This window comes from Alteromonas sp. ABV2_168, assembly GCF_056161165.1.
Map to the genome: position 1 here is coordinate 512,440 of NZ_JBSWYQ010000001.1, position 17,858 is coordinate 530,297.

Consider the following 17,858-nt stretch of genomic DNA (forward strand, 5'->3'; position numbering starts at 1 on the left):
CGCGAATTTGGATCTTGTTCATACTGTGTACTACGTTTATTGGCATCACCGATCACTTTCTGTCCGGTTTAATGCCAACACCGAATAGTGAGGAGTAATCAGGTGAGTACACGGGTTTTAGTTGTAGATGATTCCGTTTCGATCAGACAAATGGTGGAAATGACATTGCGTGCGGCTAACTTCGAAGTGACATTAGCCGAAGACGGTCAGCATGCACTGGATATGTGTTCCGGTTCCGCATTTGATGTTGTGCTTACAGACCAGAACATGCCACGCATGGACGGACTGACACTGATTAAAGCGCTCAGAGGCAAACCGGCATTCCAACGCGTTCCTATCGTCATGTTAACCACCGAAGCCGGTGATGACATGAAAGCAAAAGGGCGCGCAGCCGGTGCCACCGGCTGGATGGTTAAGCCCTTTGACCCCAATAAACTTGTGACAGTTATCAATAAGTTGGCCAGCTGATTCTATGCTTCACGGGAGCGTAAAATGTCCATTGATGTTGGGCAGTTTCATACTGTCTTTTTCGACGAAAGCGACGAACATTTGCAGGAAATGGAACGCATCTTATTGGAAATTGATGTGTCTGCCCCTGATGATGAGGAACTGAACAGCATATTTCGCGCCGCCCACTCCATTAAAGGCGGCAGCGGTATTTTTGGTTTCGACGCACTTACCCGTCTGACCCATGTCATGGAAAACCTGCTCGACCAGGCCCGCAAACACCTTATGCCACTCACCACGGAATCCGTGGACTTACTGCTTTCCTCCACAGATGTGCTGAAGGAAACCCTCGAAGCTTATAAAGCGGGAACTGATACTCCCGACGACAATATTTCTGCCCGTATTGCTGAACTGGAAACCGTCCTTGGGAGCGGGGGTCAGGGAGAGAATAGCGGTCAGGACAGCCAGCCGGCTGCATCCTCTGAATCCGTTGATGATGGTGAGGGATTCGATTTCGGCTTTTTTGATGATGAAGAAGAATTCCCTGTTGTTGCAGAAAGCGCAGGTGAAACCCCTTCCGCGAATACGACAGATGTTACGGCGGATGCCAAAGCGGCCGGGCAATCTGAACCTGCTCCGGCGGCCGTCGCAGTGAAACCGAAAGTACCGGCGAAAGAGAATGCCTCTATCCGCGTAGATACTACCAAGATCGACGGATTAGTAAATCTGGTGGGAGAGCTTGTGATCACTCAGTCAATGCTCTCGATGGTGGGCAGTGAAGTAGACGGACAGGCAAGCGACCGGTTGCAACATGCAATCACCGAGTTGCAACGCAATACAAGGGAAATTCAGGAATCGGTGATGTCCATGCGCATGTTGCCTGTAAATATGACCTTCAGCCGTTTCCCCCGGGTTGTCCGTGACTTGTCTAAAAAGTTAGGTAAGCAGGTCAATCTGGTGATGGAAGGTGAGCATACCGAAATTGACAAAAGTTTGATTGAAAAGCTGGTGGATCCGCTCACCCACCTGGTGCGCAATAGTATTGATCACGGTGTGGAATCCCCGGAGGTCCGTAAGGCAGCCGGTAAACCAGAGGCGGGTACGGTGACTCTGAGTGCGGAGCAAAAAGGCGGCAATATCGTCATCGGTATTACAGACGACGGTGCCGGTCTTAACCGTGAGCGCATTCTGGACAAAGCACGTCAAAATGGTCTGCCATTCAGTGACGATATGCCAGACAGTGATGTGTGGAATCTGATTTTCGAACCCGGCTTTTCCACTGCTGCGGAAGTGACTGACGTCAGTGGCCGGGGAGTTGGCATGGACGTGGTCAGACGAAATATTGAGTCGATTGGCGGAAGAATTGAGATAGTTTCAAAAACTGGTGAAGGATCAGGGTTTTACATCCAGTTACCCCTCACTTTAGCCATTCTTGATGGCATGTGTGTGAAAGTTGGAAGTCGCATTTTTGTGATTCCTCTACTAAATATAATTGAGTCATTCCAACCAAAACCTAACGAACTGAAAAATATCCGGAATGAAAAACTGCTGTGGATCAGAGAACAGTACTGGCCAATGGTGGCACTGCACCAAATGATGGATATCGATGATGCCGTCACGTCGGCTACTCAAGGCATTGTTGTACTGGTGGAAAGTAGCAAAAAACGCTACGGCATTCAGGTTGACTCCATTTTAGGTCAGCAGCAGGTGGTGATTAAGAGTCTGGAACGCCATTACCGGAAAATCCCCGGTCTGGCAGGAGCAACAATTATGGGTGATGGCACCGTGGCCATGATACTGGATGCAGACGCCGTGGCAGAGCATTGTCAACTGCCCGCAGAAGAGGAGTTATGTGTATGAGCGAAGCCGCCGTACAACAGTCGGTGATGGCCGGAGATGATCGTGAGTTTCTCAGTTTTGTCTTAGGTGAGGAGCACTACGCGCTGGACATCACCACCGTGAAGGAAATCAGAGGTTACGAGCAGGTAACAAAAATCGCCAATGCTCCGGACTTTATAAAAGGGGTCATGAACCTGCGGGGCGATATTGTGCCTGTGGTTGACCTGCGCATTAAGTTCAATGTGGGCGAAGCCACTTATAACGAATTCACCATTGTCATTATGTTGAATGTGGATGAGCGCATAGTGGGTATTGTGGTTGACGGAGTATCTGATGTTATCCGTTTAAGTGAAGAAGAAATGTTGCCACCTCCGGAGTTTGGCGTGGCGTTTGATAGTCGGTATTTACATGGCTTGGCGGATGTGGACGAAACCATGGTCATTCTTGTCAATATTGAAAGTTTAATTAACAGCAATGAACTTGGGCTGGTGGAAGTCGGTCAGGCGAGTGTAGGAGAGTAATCGATGGGTCTTTTTAAATGGTTAAGTGGTGAGGACAATGCCGTAGTAGGATCGCTGGAAAGCATCCAGGCCCTTGAAGCATCGTCTGCAAACCTGCTGATTTTAGACAATCAGTGCAACATAGTTGTTGCAAACAAAGCGGCAAAGGCGCTGCTGGGGCAACTGGAAAGTAGTATTAAAGCCCGCAATGGCGGCTTTTCGGTCATGACCCTTATTGGCAGTAACATCAGTGCCCTTGGCTTACAGGCCAGCAGTCTTCAGCAGGCCGCGGCGCACTCGCCGGGCGGTGGCGAGGTGTTACTGGAACTGAAGGACCGGAATATTAAGGTTACGGTGGCCGGGCTGAAAAACGTGCGTGGCGAGACAACCGCCTACAGCGTTGAACTGATTGATAATCAGGACGCCATTTTAACCAATGCTATTACTGACGCATTGAATCGCGTTCAGGCAGTTATTCAGTTCTATCCGGACGGTACTATCATTACGGCTAATGAAAACTTTTGTGGCGCAGTGGGTTATGACCTGGAGGAAATTCAGGGACAACACCACCGTATGTTTTGCAAAGGTGACTATACTTCCAGTCAGGAATATAAAGATTTCTGGCGCAATCTGGCCCGCGGTCAGGTGTCCTCAGGTGAGTTCTGCCGTATTCGTAAAGACGGCAGTGAAATTTGGATTAATGCATCTTACAACCCGGTATACGATGAAAACGGTAAAGTGATCCGGGTTGTTAAATTTGCCACAGACATCACTGACGAGAAAATCAAAAATGCTTATTACGGTGGTCAGATTGAAGCATTGAACCGTGCTCAGGCGGTTATCGAATTTAACCTGGACGGTACAATTATCAACGCCAATGAGAATTTCCTTGGCGCTATGGGTTATTCACTGGAAGAAATTCAGGGCAAACATCACAGCATGTTTGTTGATGCGGAATATAAGAAAAGTCCGGAATATCGTTCATTCTGGGAGCAACTGAGCAAAGGTATTTACTTCGCCGATGAATTTAGACGCATCAATAAAGCCGGTGACGATGTGTGGATCCAGGCTTCCTACAACCCGATTTTCGACCAGAATGGTAAACCCTACCGTGTGGTTAAATATGCTGTAGATATTACCGCGCGGGTTAAGGCAGTTCAGGCTATCCGCGCCACCATGCAGCGCCTGGTGGTGGGTGATCTGGATACCGACCCGCTGCGACTGGATGGTGATTTTGCTGAACTGGGTAATTCAATTAACCAGTTTGTTCAGGACAATAAACGTATCATCGGTACTATCAGCGATGTTATGTCTTCAATGTCAGCCGGTGACTTAACACAGCGGGTAGATGATGACTTCCAGGGTGAATTCCAGGTGCTGGCCAACGCCATCAACTCATTTGCCGAAGAAATCTCAGGGACTATCCGTTCGATTAACGAAGCGGTAGACACCATTAATACGGCTTCGTCGGAAATTGCCACAGGTAACGCCGACTTATCCAGCCGTACTGAGCAGCAGGCGTCCAGTCTGGAAGAAACAGCTTCCGCTATGGAAGAACTGACCGGCACCGTGCGTCTGAATGCCGAGAACGCAGAGCAGGCAAACATGCTGGCTTCACAGGCTTCAAAAGTTGCAAATGAAGGCGGGGACCTTATTCGTCAGGTGGTCAATACCATGGGCGATATTAATGCATCAGCTCAGGAAATCTCAGACATCATCGGCGTCATTGACGGTATTGCCTTCCAGACTAACATCCTTGCCCTGAATGCGGCTGTAGAGGCAGCCAGAGCCGGTGAGCAGGGCCGCGGTTTTGCGGTGGTAGCATCGGAAGTGCGTACGCTGGCACAACGTTCAGCGGAAGCAGCGAAGGAAATTAAGGAATTAATTTCTGACTCTGTGGGCAAAATCAACGGCGGTAACCAGCTGGTTAACAAATCCGGCGATACCATGGCTGAAGTGGTTAATGCGATTCAGCGCGTGAACGACATCATGTCTGAAATCTCTGCAGCGTCTTCTGAGCAGGCTACCAGCATCGAAGAAGTGGGCAAAGCCGTGAACAGCATGGACGAAATGACGCAACAAAACGCGGCACTGGTTGAAGAGGCTGCTGCTGCGGCTGACAGCTTGCAACAACAAGCCATTGGCCTGACAGAACGGGTTGCGATGTTCAAACTGGATGGCGGCAGTTTGCTTGCGCCACCGCCAGCTAAGAGAATGAACGGCTCTGCAAAGCCGGCCGCACGTATGACAGCCGTGAGTACGCCTAAAGCTCTGAAGCCAGGCTCGCCAAGCGAAAGTGAGTGGGAGACATTCTAAATGACCGCCGCAACCGCTGAGCAAGTCGACAGAGAATATGCTTATAGTCAGGACGACTTCGAACGGGTGCGCGCCACCGTGTTTAAGATTGCAGGCATTCGTCTGGCAGACTCTAAAGTTACCATGGTGTACAGCCGGTTATCCCGGCGCCTCAGGGCGCTGGGGCTGAAAACCTTTAGTGACTATTTAAAAGTGGTAGAGCGCAGTGACATTGAACAACAGGAATTTGTTAATGCGCTGACTACTAACTTAACGTCATTCTTCCGTGAGCCTCATCACTTTTCCGCGCTGGAAAAATACCTTCGTAATCATTCCAATGTGACCGCAATCTGGTGCGCGGCGAGCAGTACAGGAGAAGAGCCTTACTCTATTGCTATGACGGTAGCTGAAACCTTTGGTTCATTCCGGCCGGGTATCAAAATCTATGCATCGGACATTGACAGCAAGGTGCTGGCAACCGCAAAAAATGGTGTATACAAAGCGTCGTCTATCGAGAAAATGTCACCGGAAAGACAAAAGCAGTTTTTCTACCGGGGCAAAGGCTCAAAATCCGGCATGGTGCGGGTGGTCGATGAAGTGCGGGAGATGGTGGAATTCAGGCAAATCAATCTGTTACATAAAGATTATGGCTTCAAAGAGAAAATGGATGTCATTTTTTGCCGTAACGTAATGATTTACTTTGATAAACCGACTCAATATCAGATCCTGAACAGGCTGGTCGGTCATCTCAAGCATGACAGCCTGTATATCGCCGGGCACTCTGAGCATTTCGCTGATGCATCGGATATTCTCAGACCGGTTGGTAAAACAATTTATGCGCCAGTCAGGTAGTTACACATAACGTGTCCGCCCATGATTTTAGTCAGCCTCCTTCCTACTACGACAGTCGTTTTGGCCGTGATGCGGTAAAAATTTTACCTGGTCAATACTATGTCACTGCGGCAGACAAACTCATTGTGACGGTACTCGGCTCCTGCGTGGCAGTATGCCTGTATGATCCCATCACTGAAGTTGGCGGCATGAACCATTTCATGCTGCCAAATAATAAGCAAATCGACAAAATGTCTTTTGAAGCAAACCGCTACGGTGTGCATGCCATGGAAGTGCTGTTAAATGATTGCCTTCATCTGGGCGGAGAAAAGAAACGTTTGGTTGCTAAGGTATTCGGCGGTGCCAGAGTGTTGCCCGGATATGTGCAAAATGATATCGGCGCAACCAATTCTGAATTTGCCATCGACTTCTTAAGAACCGAAAATATTCCCATCCTGGCCAGCGATCTGATGGCTAATTACGCCCGCAAGATTTATTTCACCCCATCTACCGGTTCGGTGCTGATGAAGCGCATTTACGACATGAACAACAACACCATTCATGACCGTGAAGCGGAACTCGCCATGCGTGTTAACGAGGAAACGAAAGCGACCGGTTCCATTGATATGTTTGGGAATTAAGCGTTCTGCCAGCGCCCTTATATAGTCCGGGGCCTTTAATCTTCATAAAAGCTTCAACAAAACCGGTTTGCTCACTGAGTTGATATGATATAACATCCTGCGCCATTTGGTTCCCCCCTTACAGAAGATTTTATGAAAAAGCAGTTTTTATATTCATTACTCGCACTATCCACCAGCGCAGCAGCACAAGAGAGTGTTATTGCCGCGCAGGAAAAGAAGGATGACGTGGAACACATTGAAGTGAAGCGACACTTCCAGCCTTACCGTGGCAATGTTCCGTTAATTCAAACGCCTCAGGCAGTCGATCGCATCAGTGCAGATCAGTTAGCCAATGAAGGCATTACCCGTTTCATTGATGCGCTGGATTTTTCTCCTGCTGTGGTCAGACAGAATAACTCCGGAGGCATGTTCGACAGTTTTGCCATTCGTGGTTTCTCAGGCGATGAAAACAACGCCACTGGCTATCTCATTAACGGCTTTAATGTTCGCGGTTACAGCGGGAACCGCGGCACAGTAAATATTCAGTCAGTTGAAGTAATGAAAGGCCCCGGTTCTGCCTTGTACGGACAGGGAGAACCCGGCGGTACCATCAATATCATTACTAAAAAGCCGCAATTTGAAGAACAGGGCTACGTTCAGGGCACACTGGGTAATTACAGTAAGAAACAGGTTGAATTCGATTACACGAATGGTCTGAATGATGACATGGCTTACCGGCTCAATGGTTTATATGAAGACTCTGACACGTACAGAGATACCGTTTTCTTTAAAAACCTCAATATCAATCCTTCGTTCATCTGGAACCTGTCTGATGTCACCAGTGTGAGTTATCAGATGGAAATCCTTGATCAGGAAAAGCCGCTGGACCGTGGTGTTTATGTACTGGACAACGATTTTGATGCGGTGAACCCGGAAGACTTTTACGGTGATATCCGGGACGGTGCACATGAGGTGAAAACCTTCGGTCATCAACTGGTGCTGAACCACGAACTGACTCACAGCTGGCACCTGCTTACAGGCATGGCGTACCGCGATTCGTCCATGAAAGGACAATCTTCAGATACTGAGCTGTCGGCTGGCCGTCAGTTATTACTGACTGATCCGGATATTCTGTCGCGCCAGCGGAGAACCCGTGATTATGAAGCGCAGGATTTATCCTTACGTGCAGAATTGAGTGGCGAAGCAGAGGTTGCCGGTTTAACCAATAACCTGCTGATTGGTCTGGATTACTACAATTATCATATCGATACTGACTATCGTCGCTGGCGAACAGCCTGGGGCGCCGGTGACACCACTTACAGTATTGATCCGGCCAATCCTGATTACACCATAGCCCGTCCTGATGTCTCGCCTGTTACCCTTACTGCAGAAAAGCAACAGGGTCTGGGTTTTTATGCGCAGGATCTCATCGAGTTAAATGAAGCCACTAAACTTCTGCTTGGTTTCCGTGTAGACAAATTCGAGCAGGAAATTTATGACCATCTGGCAGGTGCCGGTCAGAGCCAGGATCAAACAGTGGTCACGCCCCGTCTCGGCCTGACTTACTCTGTAAACGAAAAGGTCAGCCTGTATACCAGCTATGCTGAAGGATTCAGACCTAACCCCGGGCTTGATTCCGACCGCAATGCGTTTGACCCGGAAGAAACAACCTCGTTTGAAGTGGGGGCTAAGTGGGAAAATCTGGCTGAGCGGTTCTCCGGTAGCATTGCCATCTTTGACGCTGAAAAAACCAATATGCTGACAGCAGAGCCCAACACCGGGTTGTCGGCGACATTAGGTACAGTGGAGAGTCAGGGCATTGAGTTTCAGTTGACCACAGACTTAACAGCCAATACCCGTCTGGATTTCTCGTATGCTTACACAGATGCGCAAACCGCCAATGAAGTGAACAACCTCGATTGGGGCGTGACCATTCCGAAAGGTTCCCGCCTGATCAATGTGGCGAAACATGCAGGTTTTATCTCGCTGAATCACTACACGCAACTGATGGAAAAAGAGGCCTTCTTCGGCGCTACGGTGCGTTACGTGGGCGACCGGTTGGGGGAAACCACTGACGCAGGATTTATACTGCCGTCTTATACGCTGGTGAACCTGTCGGCTTCGCTGGCATTAAATGAGAAGCTGAGTGTGAAGTTCGACGTCAACAACCTGTTTGATGAAATCTACTTTGAAAACTCATACCACAAGCTTTGGGTAATGCCGGGCTCACCGGTGAATTACACTGCCAGCGTGAAATATCAGTTTTAACTAAATATGCTCATAAAGCCGGTTCCGCTGCCTTCAGGGGCCGCTGACCGGCTTTTCTATATTTAAGTCGCTACCAGTCCTGATAAATCATAGTGACGCCAGGAAAGTACCAATGCGCTTTATACCTTCATCCAGTGCAGTTTCTGAAGCCGCGAAGGACAAACGCACATAATCATCACCGGTGGCCTCGCCAAAATCATTACCCGGTGTCAGGGCAACGTGCTGTTCTTCCAGTAACCGCTCACAGAATGTCATGGCGTTCAAACCCGTAGAGGTGACGTTGATATATACATAAAACGCGCCGTCCGGCTCCACGTCCACGGATAATCCAGCCTGCTTTAAGCCATCAAGAACCCGCTGACGCCGGTGCAGCAGAATATCTCTGCGTCCTTCGCAAACGTTCAGGGTTTCCGGGGTGAAACAGGCCAGCGCCGCATATTGCGCGGGGGTCGACGGACAAATGTATAAGTTCTGCGCCAGACGCTCCATCACCGGCACCATGTCATCCGGCACTACACACCAGCCTAAACGCCAGCCGGTCATACCGAAGTACTTTGAAAAGCTGTTGATCACAATGGCGTCGGGGTCAAAAGCCAGTACTGTCTGAGCGTGACCATCATGGCTGAGATTCAGGTAAATTTCGTCAACAATACGCCAGCCACCGCGGGATTTTACAAAATCGCATATTGCCGCCAGATCACTTTCAGGCACCGATGTGCCCGTGGGATTAGACGGTGATGCCAGCATCACACCTTTGGTATCGCTCTGCCAGTTTGCCTGCACGCTTTGTGGTGTCAGCTGAAAGCGCTGTTCAGCGCCGGCGGAAATGCTTTGCAACAGCCCGCCAAAGCTTCGGATAAACTGACGGTTGCACGGGTAGGCCGGGTCGGCCAGCATCACTTTATCGCCGTGGTTAACCAGTGCGGCACTCACCAGAAGCAGCGCGGCTGATGCTCCGGCAGTAACCACAACATTGTTTGGATTGACAGCAACACCATGTCGCTGAAGATAGAAACCGGCAATGGCTTCCCGCAGGGCCGGTAAACCTAAGGCTGAAGTGTAGGGCAGTTCTGCCTTTTCCATGACATCCTGCATGGCCTGCACAACCGGACCCGGAGCACCGAAATCCGGTTCGCCAATATTGAGTCTGACGACATGATGCCCTTTTGCTTCAAGGGCACTGGCTTTCTCTGAAAAAGCCATGGCATAGAAGGGTGTAATGGCGTTGGCACGATCTGAAAACTTCAACAAAACAGGCTCCCCGTAAAAACGAGGAGCCATGATACCGCAAACCGGTCAGCGCCAGCCAGCTTACTTGTAGATCACCTGGTTTACGATGTTTTCCAGGCCTTCCTGTTTGCCGGATACCGGCTTGGGATCCAGTGCGTTATCGCTGGCGAACTTAGCTACGTCTTCCAGCGACATTTTACCGTTTAATACCTGTTGGCCGAAATCTTCTGACCAGCCGGCATAGCGTTTCTCAACGGCGTCACCCAGTGCTTCAGACTCCAGCAGGGCAGCGGCTTTTTTCAGGCCCAGCGCACAGGTATCCATGCCGCCGATGTGGCCCAGGAATAAGTCCTCCGGCTCGATACTTTGACGGCGTAATTTGGTGTCAAAGTTAAAGCCACCTGAGGTGTAGCCACCATTTTTCAGAATTTCGTAACAAATCAGTGTCATTTCTTCTACTGAATTAGGGAACTGGTCAGTATCCCAGCCTAATTGCGGGTCGCCGCGGTTGGCATCAATAGAACCGAAGATCCCCAGCGCAAATGCAGTGGCTATTTCGTGATGGAAAGAGTGGCCGGACAAGGTGGCGTGGTTAGCTTCAATGTTTACGGCAAACTCTTTCTCTAAACCAAATTCAGACAGGAAGCCATGAACGGTTGCTGTGTCGTAGTCGTACTGATGTTTCGTCGGCTCCTGTGGCTTAGGTTCAATCAGCAGCAGGCCGTCAAAGCCGATTTTGTGTTTGTGCTCAACCACCATGTTCATGAAGCGCCCCAGTTGCTGACGTTCACGCTTTAAATCGGTGTTCAGCAGGGTTTCGTAACCTTCACGGCCGCCCCACAACACGTAGTTTTCACCGCCCAGTTGTTTGGTGGCATTCATCGCATGAAATACCTGAGTGGCTGCGCGGGCAAACACGGCCGGATCCGGGTTGGTTGCTGCGCCTGACATGTAACGTGGGTGGCTGAATACATTCGCCGTGCCCCAGAGCAGTTTCATGCCGGTTTCTTCCTGCTTGTGCGCCAGCACTTCAGTCATGGTGGAAAAGTTGTGCACGTATTCCTTCAGAGACTGACCTTCCGGTGCCACATCAACATCGTGAAAGCAGTAATAAGGCGCGCCGAGCTTTTCCAGAAATGAGAAAGCCGCATCCGCCTTCGCTTTGGCTTGCGTCATGGCATCACCCTGAGTCAGCCAGGGACGATTAAATGTGCCGCCACCGAATACATCAGCTCCGTCCCAGCAGAAGTTGTGCCAGTAGCAGGCAGCAAAGCGCAGGTGCGCTTCCATGGTTTTACCCATGATCACTTCTTCCGGGTTGTAGTGTTTAAATGCCAGCGGATTGGTCGAGTCCGCGCCTTCGTATTTGATCTTTGGAATTGCGTCGAAATAGTTGCTCATATTCTTTTTCCTGTTCAGGCAGGGTTATGGTGAAGACAGTGTGAAAGACCCTGCGCAGTTCAACAATTATGTTAATTCGTGAAAGTTTTCTGTTTTTTCGGTGACGACCAGAAAGGTTCTATGGCGTAGTAAAGCTCACGGAACTGCTGACGTTTTGCTAAATAGGCTTCATTAACTTTGGGGTCTGGTTGATATTCCGCTTCTGCTTCGGGCTGAAAACAAATGTCAGATAAGGATTTGTCAGGATTCACCGCCAGTTGCGCAAGCCTTGCAGCTCCGAGCGCAGGACCAACATCGCCGCCTTTGCGGTAGGTGAGAGTCTGACCGCTGATATCGCTGAGCAATTGTCGCCAGAAAGGACTTTTCGCTCCGCCGCCGATCAAGCTGATTGACGATACACTCACGCCACTTTGATGCACTGCGTCCATGCCGTCTGCCAGTGCCATAGAAACGCCTTCAATAACTGCTCTGGCCATGTGCGCGCGGGTAGTGCTGGCTGTGACCCCGAAAAAGGCTGCTTTCGCATAAGGATTATTATGTGGTGTCCGCTCACCTGTCAGGTAAGGCAAAAACAACGGTGTTGCGTCATCAGAGTAAGAGACTGACTGCTCAACATCATCAAGCATCGCCCCTACATCCTCATAGCCACTTTGACCTGCGTACCATTGTAAACAGCTTGCAGCACTCAGCATTACCGACATCATATGCCAGCGGGAAGGCAGGGCATGACAGAAGCTGTGTACAGCCTGCTCTGTGTTAATGCGAAAGGTATCGGTGACGGCAAAGTAAACCCCGGATGTGCCCAGTGACAACATGGCCTGACCCGCATCAACAATACCGCAGCCAATAGCGCCGGCAGCGTTATCGCCACCGCCGCCGGCAACAGGGACGGATTTCATGCCCCAGCGTTCGGCAAGGCTGGCCGTCAGCTCTCCTGTGACCGCATTCCCTTCGAAAAGTGCCGGCATATGAGATTCATTCAGCCCTGTGGCAGCCAGCAATGTGCTGTCCCATTTACGGGATTCCGTATTCAGCCAGATAGTGCCGGCTGCATCTGACATTTCGCTGGCAAATTCACCGGTCAGTTTGTAACGCAGGTAATCTTTGGGCAACAATACTTTGTGAATGCGTCTGTAGGCATCAGGTTCATGGTGCTTAACCCACAGGATTTTAGGCGCGGTGAAGCCTGCCATCACGATATTACCGCTGCGCTGACGTGCGTCGCTCACGGCCGCTTCTATTTCATGACATTCATCATCGCAGCGGCCGTCGTTCCACAGGATGGCAGGGCGCAACACGTCACCGTTTTCATCCAGCAAGGTTGCCCCGTGCATTTGTCCGCTCAGTCCGATAGCCTTCACGGTACTTAAGTCCTGCGATGCTTTCAGCGCATCCAGACACTGACAGGTCGCTTCCCACCAGTCTGCCGGATTCTGCTCTGACCATAAGGCCTTTGGCATCGACACATCCAGAGACGCATGGGTGGTTCTTAACACCGCGCCCTGTTCGTCTGTTAACACCACTTTTACCCCTGAGGTGCCTAAATCAATGCCTATGTACATGTTGTTTCCACTTCTGGTAATCCGCTATTCCTCTATGTTGATTATCAAAAGCGATCAGAGCAATTATGAAATTTTGTAATCTTTTTGTTAATTGCTTTGCGGTGGTTTAGGATGCGTAAAAACAATATTCATAAATTGCTTTACGGAATCTTATTAGTCGGGGCCAGCTATGTTCGAAAAGTCACACAGTATCACGTTGCTGTTTAATGCCAGTAAGGTTTATGACCGTCAGATTATCGAAGGTATAGGCCGATATTTGCAAACGTCGAAAGCCGATTGGGACTTGTATCTTGAAGAGGACTTTATGACCCGGCTGGAGCATCTGGACGAGTGGAGCGGAAACGGGATTATTGCAGATTTTGACAATCCTGCTATTGAAAAAGCGCTGACTAAAGCCAGAGTGCCGGTCGTGGCAGTGGGCGGTTCTTATCAAAATCAGGCTGATTATCCCCAAGTGCCCTACGTCGCTACCGATAACTTTGCATTGGTTGAAGCTGCATTTGAACATTTAAAACAAAAAGGCATAGAACAATTCGCCTTTTACGGTGCGCCTCTTGACTCTCAGAACCGGTGGGCACATGAGCGTGAGCGAGCCATGCTGGAATTGACTCGGCGGGAAGGCTATGAGTGTTTCGTTTATCGTGGTCATGCCGTACGTCCTGAAACCTGGCAGTATTCTTTAAAACGACTCACCGACTGGCTGAATAGTTTACCGGAACCGACCGGAATCGTGGCAGTTACCGATGCAAGGGCCCGTCACCTGCTGCAAGCCTGTGATCATCTTGGCTTACTCATTCCTGAAAGGTATTCAGTGATAGGTATAGATGATGACGAGCTGGCCCGGTACCTGAGTCGTGTCAGTCTGACATCAGTGAAGCAGGGCTGTTTTGACATGGGGTTTCAGGCTGCAAGAATGCTGCACCGGCAATTGCAGGGTTTACCAGTCAGCAAAGCGCCGGTACTCGTACCACCCGAGCGTGTAGCTGAACGGCAGTCTACCGATTACAAAGCGATTAAAGACCCGCTGGTAATGCAGGCTATGCATTTCATACGGCATAACGCATGTCGCGGCATTAAAGTTGATCAGGTGCTGGACTACGTAGGTATATCCCGCTCAAACCTGGAGGGCCGTTTCAAAGAGGAGCGGGGACACAGTATTCACACCGAAATTCATAACGAAAAACTCAGCCGTGCCTGCAAAATGCTGAAGGAAACTGATGAAGCCGCAGTTGAAATCGCAGAAATTTGTGGCTACCCGTCGATTCAATACATGTATGCCATATTCCGCAAGCATTTTAACCAGACTCCGGTGGAGTACCGTCAGGCACACCGGCCCCAAAGTCTGGATGACTTGCCCGTGGAAGGTTTATCAAAGTTTGCCGCTATCTAGAGAGCAATGAAACTTAAATGACGCAGAATTATTAATAACGGAGAATCAGTACCCTATGGACACCGTGTTATCAGCAAGTGCAGACAAGCCCTCTGAAAACAGGAGTTTTATACTCTTCATCAGTGTTGTTGCCACTATAGGTGGTTTCTTATTCGGGTTCGACAGTGGCGTTATTAACGGCACTGTTGACGGTTTGCAGGCCGCCTTTCAGTCAGAAAGTGTGGGTACGGGATTTAATGTTTCCAGTATGCTTTTAGGTTGTGCTGTCGGTGCTTTTTTTGCCGGGCGGCTGGCAGATAAGTACGGCAGAAGAGCATTGCTGCTGGTGGCGGCAGTATTTTTTATTATCAGTGCCTGGGGCTCCGGCGTTTCAACCAGTGGTGGTGAGTTTGTTTTTTATCGTATCCTGGGTGGACTTGCGGTAGGCGCTGCCTCTGTCATGGCGCCGGCTTATATTGCCGAAGTCTCGCCTGCCAGATACCGCGGCATGCTCACGTCGATCCAGCAAATCGCTATTATCAGCGGGTTATTTGCCGCTTTTCTCAGTAACTATATTCTTGCCGATTTCGCCTCGGGTTCTACGCAGGCTCTGTGGATGGATTATGCAGCCTGGCGCTGGATGTTCTGGATGGAGCTGATCCCGGCGTCGTTGTTTTTACTGATGCTGTTATTTATACCTGAAAGTCCCCGTTTCCTTGTAGTAAAAGGAGATAAAGTCAAAGCGCAGCAGGTTCTGGGTAAGCTTTACGGTGATGCAGGAGCGGGAAAGCTGACTGAAATTGAATCCACACTGGCAAATGATCATCAGCCGCGCCTGAGCGACCTGAAACAACCGGATACCGGAAAGGTCAGACCCATCGTGTGGATTGGTCTGGGACTTGCCACCTTGCAGCAACTGGTGGGTATTAACGTGGTATTCTATTACGGCGCGGTGTTATGGCAGGCCGTCGGCTTCTCAGAAAGTGACGCTCTTCTGATCAACGTGATAAGCGGAGCCATCAGTATTGCTGCCTGTCTGGTTACCCTGGCAATCATCGATAAAGTGGGCCGTAAACCACTGTTGAAGTGGGGTTCTGCCGGTATGTCTGTAACGCTTATCGCGCTGGTTGTCGCGTTTGGTAACGCAGAGCAGGGGATGGACGGAAAACTGATAATGGGTGCCTGGGGACCTGTTGCACTGATTGCTGCCAATCTGTATGTGTTCTGCTTCAACTTCTCATGGGGACCGGTCATGTGGGTGATGCTGGGAGAAATGTTCCCCAATCAAATCCGTGGCTCCGGTCTGGCGGTGAGCGGATTGATTCAGTGGCTGACAAACTTCGCCATCACATGGACTTTCCCGATGATGCTGGCCGGTATTGGTCTGGCAGGTGCATACGGCTTCTATGCATTGTGCGCGGTGTTGTCAGTGATTTTTGTCAGCAAGTACGTGTATGAAACCCGCGGTCGTGAACTGGAAGATATGCAAGGCTGAGCCGGCGGAAAAAAAGCCTTACATCCACTGAGTATTAAAGGCATACGAAAAGCGGTAATATGCCTTTTTACGTTTCAGCCTTTTACCGCAAGCAGATACCGGAGTGTAAAGGGCTGCATCACAAGGATGCCTCATGTCACAGCCGGTCAGACTCCTCAGTTTCTCCATCGCATTTGCCTGCATATTGTTATCGCTCAACTTTGGATTGCGCTCTTCCATGGGCTTCTTCATGGAGCCTGTTTCCTCAGAGTTTGGCTACGGCCGTGAGGTGTTTGCTTTTGCGCTGGCGATGCAAAACTTATGGTGGGGACTCTTTCAGCCTGTTGCCGGGGCAATGGCAGACCGTTTCGGTACCGTAAAAACCGTTATTCTTGGCGCCTTCCTGTATGCCGGTGGTTTAGCGGTTACTGCCTTCAGTGACAGCGCCGGCAGCCTGAACGCGGGAGCCGGCTTGCTGATGGGGATGGGCATCGCCGCCTCCGGCCTGGGTGTGGTATTGCCTGCGATGGCAAGAATGGTGTCTCCGGAAAAACGCTCATTTGCCTTAGGTCTTGGCAGTGCAGCCGGCTCCGCCGGACAGTTGCTGGTAGTACCCGTTGCACAGCATTTTATTGCCGCTTATGGCTGGAGCAATGCGTTGTTACTGATGGCGGGAAGTGCGCTGATGATGAGCCTGATGGCCGGTTCATTAACCGGCAGCGGCGGGCAACAGGCGGCGCAGGGCAACACACAGGTGCGTCAGACTGTGAAAGAAGCGCTGAAAGAGGCTTGTACTTACCCCCATTACTGGCTGATTGTGGTGGGGTTTTATGTGTGCGGTTTCCAGCTGGCATTCATTACCGTGCATATGCCTGCATTTCTTGCTGACAGGGGCTTTACCGCTGACATCGCGGTCATGAGCCTGGCGCTCATTGGATTGTTTAACATCATTGGCTGCCTGTTGTCCGGCTCATGGGCGGGTAAATATTCCAAGAAAAATCTGCTCACCCTCATTTACGCATTGCGGGCTGTTGCCATTGCCGGCTTCATGTATTTTCCCATGTCATCAACATCGGTCTACATATTCTCTATTGTGACTGGTTTGTTGTGGCTGGCCACGGTGCCGCCTACATCCGGGCTGGTGGCGCAGTTATTCGGTCTGCCGCACATGGGGCTGCTGTACGGCATTGTGTTTTTAAGCCATCAGCTGGGTTCATTCAGCGGAGTCTGGCTGGGTGGTTATCTGTACGATACTACCGGTTCTTATGATGTAGTCTGGTGGAGTGCCTGCGTGATTGCCGGTATCACTGCGCTGATCCACATTTTCATTGATGAGCGCCCGGTGTTAAGATTGCGAACGGCACAGGCATAGTGAAGACGGGCGTGATGTCACGCCTGTCTGTTGATTCAGATAAAACGTGACATATCCGGATGGGCGATCTCAATCCATTGTTTCAGTGACGGTTCCTCAATGAAACTGAAGTCGGCGAAGTCAAAGCCCGGCGCTACGCTGCAGCCCACGAGAGTGTATTCTCCGGTGGTTTCAGCGGCCTGAAAGTTGCCGGCCGGAATGACAGCTGCATAGCCATGTTCCCTGCCACCAATCCGCTGTTCTCTCAGCTGTTGCTGATGAATGTGGTACAGACGCAATGGCGCTCCCTCGTAATGGTTCCAGACTTCATCGTGTAAAACGCGGTGGAAGCGGCTTACCTGACCTTCAAGCAACAGAAAGTAGATATGCGTCATGGCGGGGCGGCCCAGACCGTGTGCAGGTGAATTAACCTGTTTATCAGACTTGAATATCTGCCTGTAAAATCCGCCTTCCGGGTGGGGTTCCAGTTGCAGTTGATCGATTAATTCGTGATGTCGCGTTTTGCCCATGTTTTTATAATTCTTCTTTTGTGTGTTTACCCTGTACAAATAGCATACCGTGCCCGTTAATCGAAAACATCATCTTTATTAACCAATTCTAAACAAATCCGATGTGGTGAATGGGTGAACTTTTTTTCACAACATCACCGT

The 17,858-nt window shown here is 50.2% G+C and carries 14 protein-coding genes; 10 read left to right on the plus strand and 4 right to left on the minus strand.

Annotated features, from left to right (window positions below; translation table 11 throughout):
• The first annotated feature begins 102 nt into the window (after window positions 1–102).
• The 7 genes from ACXAH4_RS02285 to ACXAH4_RS02315 all read left to right on the plus strand — a co-directional run bounded on the left by ACXAH4_RS02285 (window position 103) and on the right by ACXAH4_RS02315 (window position 8,800).
• The gene (locus ACXAH4_RS02285) at window positions 103–468 is read left to right on the plus strand and encodes a response regulator (protein WP_119502839.1); all 366 of its coding nucleotides are present in this window, start codon (window positions 103–105) and stop codon (window positions 466–468) included.
• 24 nt (window positions 469–492) lie between these two features.
• Window positions 493–2,307 (plus strand): chemotaxis protein CheA, encoded by a 1,815-nt coding sequence (locus ACXAH4_RS02290; protein WP_474880549.1) that lies wholly within the window; start codon window positions 493–495, stop codon window positions 2,305–2,307.
• The gene (locus tag ACXAH4_RS02295) at window positions 2,304–2,807 is read left to right on the plus strand and encodes a chemotaxis protein CheW (protein ID WP_474867935.1); all 504 of its coding nucleotides are present in this window, start codon (window positions 2,304–2,306) and stop codon (window positions 2,805–2,807) included. Before ACXAH4_RS02290 ends, ACXAH4_RS02295 begins: the two co-directional genes overlap by 4 nt.
• 3 nt (window positions 2,808–2,810) lie before the next feature.
• Entirely contained in the window at window positions 2,811–5,102 is a 2,292-nt protein-coding gene (locus ACXAH4_RS02300) for a methyl-accepting chemotaxis protein (RefSeq protein WP_474880551.1), read from the plus strand.
• Window positions 5,103–5,933, plus strand: coding sequence for a CheR family methyltransferase (locus tag ACXAH4_RS02305; protein WP_349589992.1), 831 nt, complete (start codon window positions 5,103–5,105; stop codon window positions 5,931–5,933). It begins immediately after the preceding gene.
• Window positions 5,934–5,944: 11 nt separating this feature from the next.
• Entirely contained in the window at window positions 5,945–6,553 is a 609-nt protein-coding gene (gene cheD / locus ACXAH4_RS02310) for a chemoreceptor glutamine deamidase CheD (RefSeq protein WP_474841613.1), read from the plus strand.
• 132 nt (window positions 6,554–6,685) lie between these two features.
• Complete coding sequence (locus ACXAH4_RS02315) at window positions 6,686–8,800, plus strand: TonB-dependent siderophore receptor (protein WP_474880553.1); 2,115 nt, start codon at window positions 6,686–6,688, stop codon at window positions 8,798–8,800.
• Window positions 8,801–8,887: 87 nt separating this feature from the next.
• Here the strand turns inward: ACXAH4_RS02315 and ACXAH4_RS02320 are convergent, their stop codons facing one another.
• The 3 genes from ACXAH4_RS02320 to xylB form a co-directional block, all read right to left on the minus strand.
• Entirely contained in the window at window positions 8,888–10,048 is a 1,161-nt protein-coding gene (locus ACXAH4_RS02320) for a pyridoxal phosphate-dependent aminotransferase (RefSeq protein WP_474880653.1), read from the minus strand.
• A 63-nt stretch (window positions 10,049–10,111) separates the two neighbouring features.
• Window positions 10,112–11,431 carry a xylose isomerase gene (gene xylA, locus ACXAH4_RS02325; protein WP_474841609.1) on the minus strand — a complete coding sequence of 440 codons (1,320 nt, stop codon included), beginning with the start codon at window positions 11,429–11,431 and terminating at the stop codon, window positions 10,112–10,114.
• Window positions 11,432–11,502: 71 nt separating this feature from the next.
• Window positions 11,503–12,993, minus strand: coding sequence for a xylulokinase (gene xylB / locus ACXAH4_RS02330; RefSeq protein WP_474880555.1), 1,491 nt, complete (start codon window positions 12,991–12,993; stop codon window positions 11,503–11,505).
• Between the two features lie 169 nt (window positions 12,994–13,162).
• Here xylB and ACXAH4_RS02335 point away from each other — a divergent pair, with 169 nt between their 5' ends.
• The 3 genes from ACXAH4_RS02335 (at window position 13,163) to ACXAH4_RS02345 (ending at window position 17,208) form a co-directional block, all read left to right on the plus strand.
• A complete protein-coding gene (locus ACXAH4_RS02335) occupies window positions 13,163–14,383 on the plus strand; it encodes a XylR family transcriptional regulator (protein ID WP_474841605.1) in 1,221 nt (406 codons plus the stop codon).
• 55 nt (window positions 14,384–14,438) lie between these two features.
• The gene (locus tag ACXAH4_RS02340) at window positions 14,439–15,857 is read left to right on the plus strand and encodes a sugar porter family MFS transporter (RefSeq protein WP_474841603.1); all 1,419 of its coding nucleotides are present in this window, start codon (window positions 14,439–14,441) and stop codon (window positions 15,855–15,857) included.
• A 133-nt stretch (window positions 15,858–15,990) separates the two neighbouring features.
• Window positions 15,991–17,208, plus strand: a complete 1,218-nt coding sequence (locus tag ACXAH4_RS02345) for an MFS transporter (RefSeq protein ID WP_474848291.1) — start codon at window positions 15,991–15,993, stop codon at window positions 17,206–17,208.
• Between the two features lie 35 nt (window positions 17,209–17,243).
• Here the strand turns inward: ACXAH4_RS02345 and ACXAH4_RS02350 are convergent, their stop codons facing one another.
• On the minus strand, window positions 17,244–17,717 hold the full coding sequence (locus ACXAH4_RS02350; protein ID WP_119502826.1) for a cupin domain-containing protein: 474 nt from the start codon (window positions 17,715–17,717) through the stop codon (window positions 17,244–17,246).
• Between the last annotated feature and the right edge of the window lie 141 nt (window positions 17,718–17,858).

Coding starts and splice junctions, on each gene's coding strand:
- ACXAH4_RS02290 (WP_474880549.1), top strand. CDS start 493: ATGTCCATTGATGTTGGGCAGTTTCATACTGTCTTTTTCGACGAAAGC.
- ACXAH4_RS02295 (WP_474867935.1), top strand. CDS start 2,304: ATGAGCGAAGCCGCCGTACAACAGTCGGTGATGGCCGGAGATGATCGT.
- ACXAH4_RS02300 (WP_474880551.1), top strand. CDS start 2,811: ATGGGTCTTTTTAAATGGTTAAGTGGTGAGGACAATGCCGTAGTAGGA.
- ACXAH4_RS02305 (WP_349589992.1), top strand. CDS start 5,103: ATGACCGCCGCAACCGCTGAGCAAGTCGACAGAGAATATGCTTATAGT.
- ACXAH4_RS02315 (WP_474880553.1), top strand. CDS start 6,686: ATGAAAAAGCAGTTTTTATATTCATTACTCGCACTATCCACCAGCGCA.
- xylA (WP_474841609.1), bottom strand. CDS start 11,431: ATGAGCAACTATTTCGACGCAATTCCAAAGATCAAATACGAAGGCGCG.
- xylB (WP_474880555.1), bottom strand. CDS start 12,993: ATGTACATAGGCATTGATTTAGGCACCTCAGGGGTAAAAGTGGTGTTA.
- ACXAH4_RS02335 (WP_474841605.1), top strand. CDS start 13,163: ATGTTCGAAAAGTCACACAGTATCACGTTGCTGTTTAATGCCAGTAAG.
- ACXAH4_RS02340 (WP_474841603.1), top strand. CDS start 14,439: ATGGACACCGTGTTATCAGCAAGTGCAGACAAGCCCTCTGAAAACAGG.
- ACXAH4_RS02345 (WP_474848291.1), top strand. CDS start 15,991: ATGTCACAGCCGGTCAGACTCCTCAGTTTCTCCATCGCATTTGCCTGC.
- ACXAH4_RS02350 (WP_119502826.1), bottom strand. CDS start 17,717: ATGGGCAAAACGCGACATCACGAATTAATCGATCAACTGCAACTGGAA.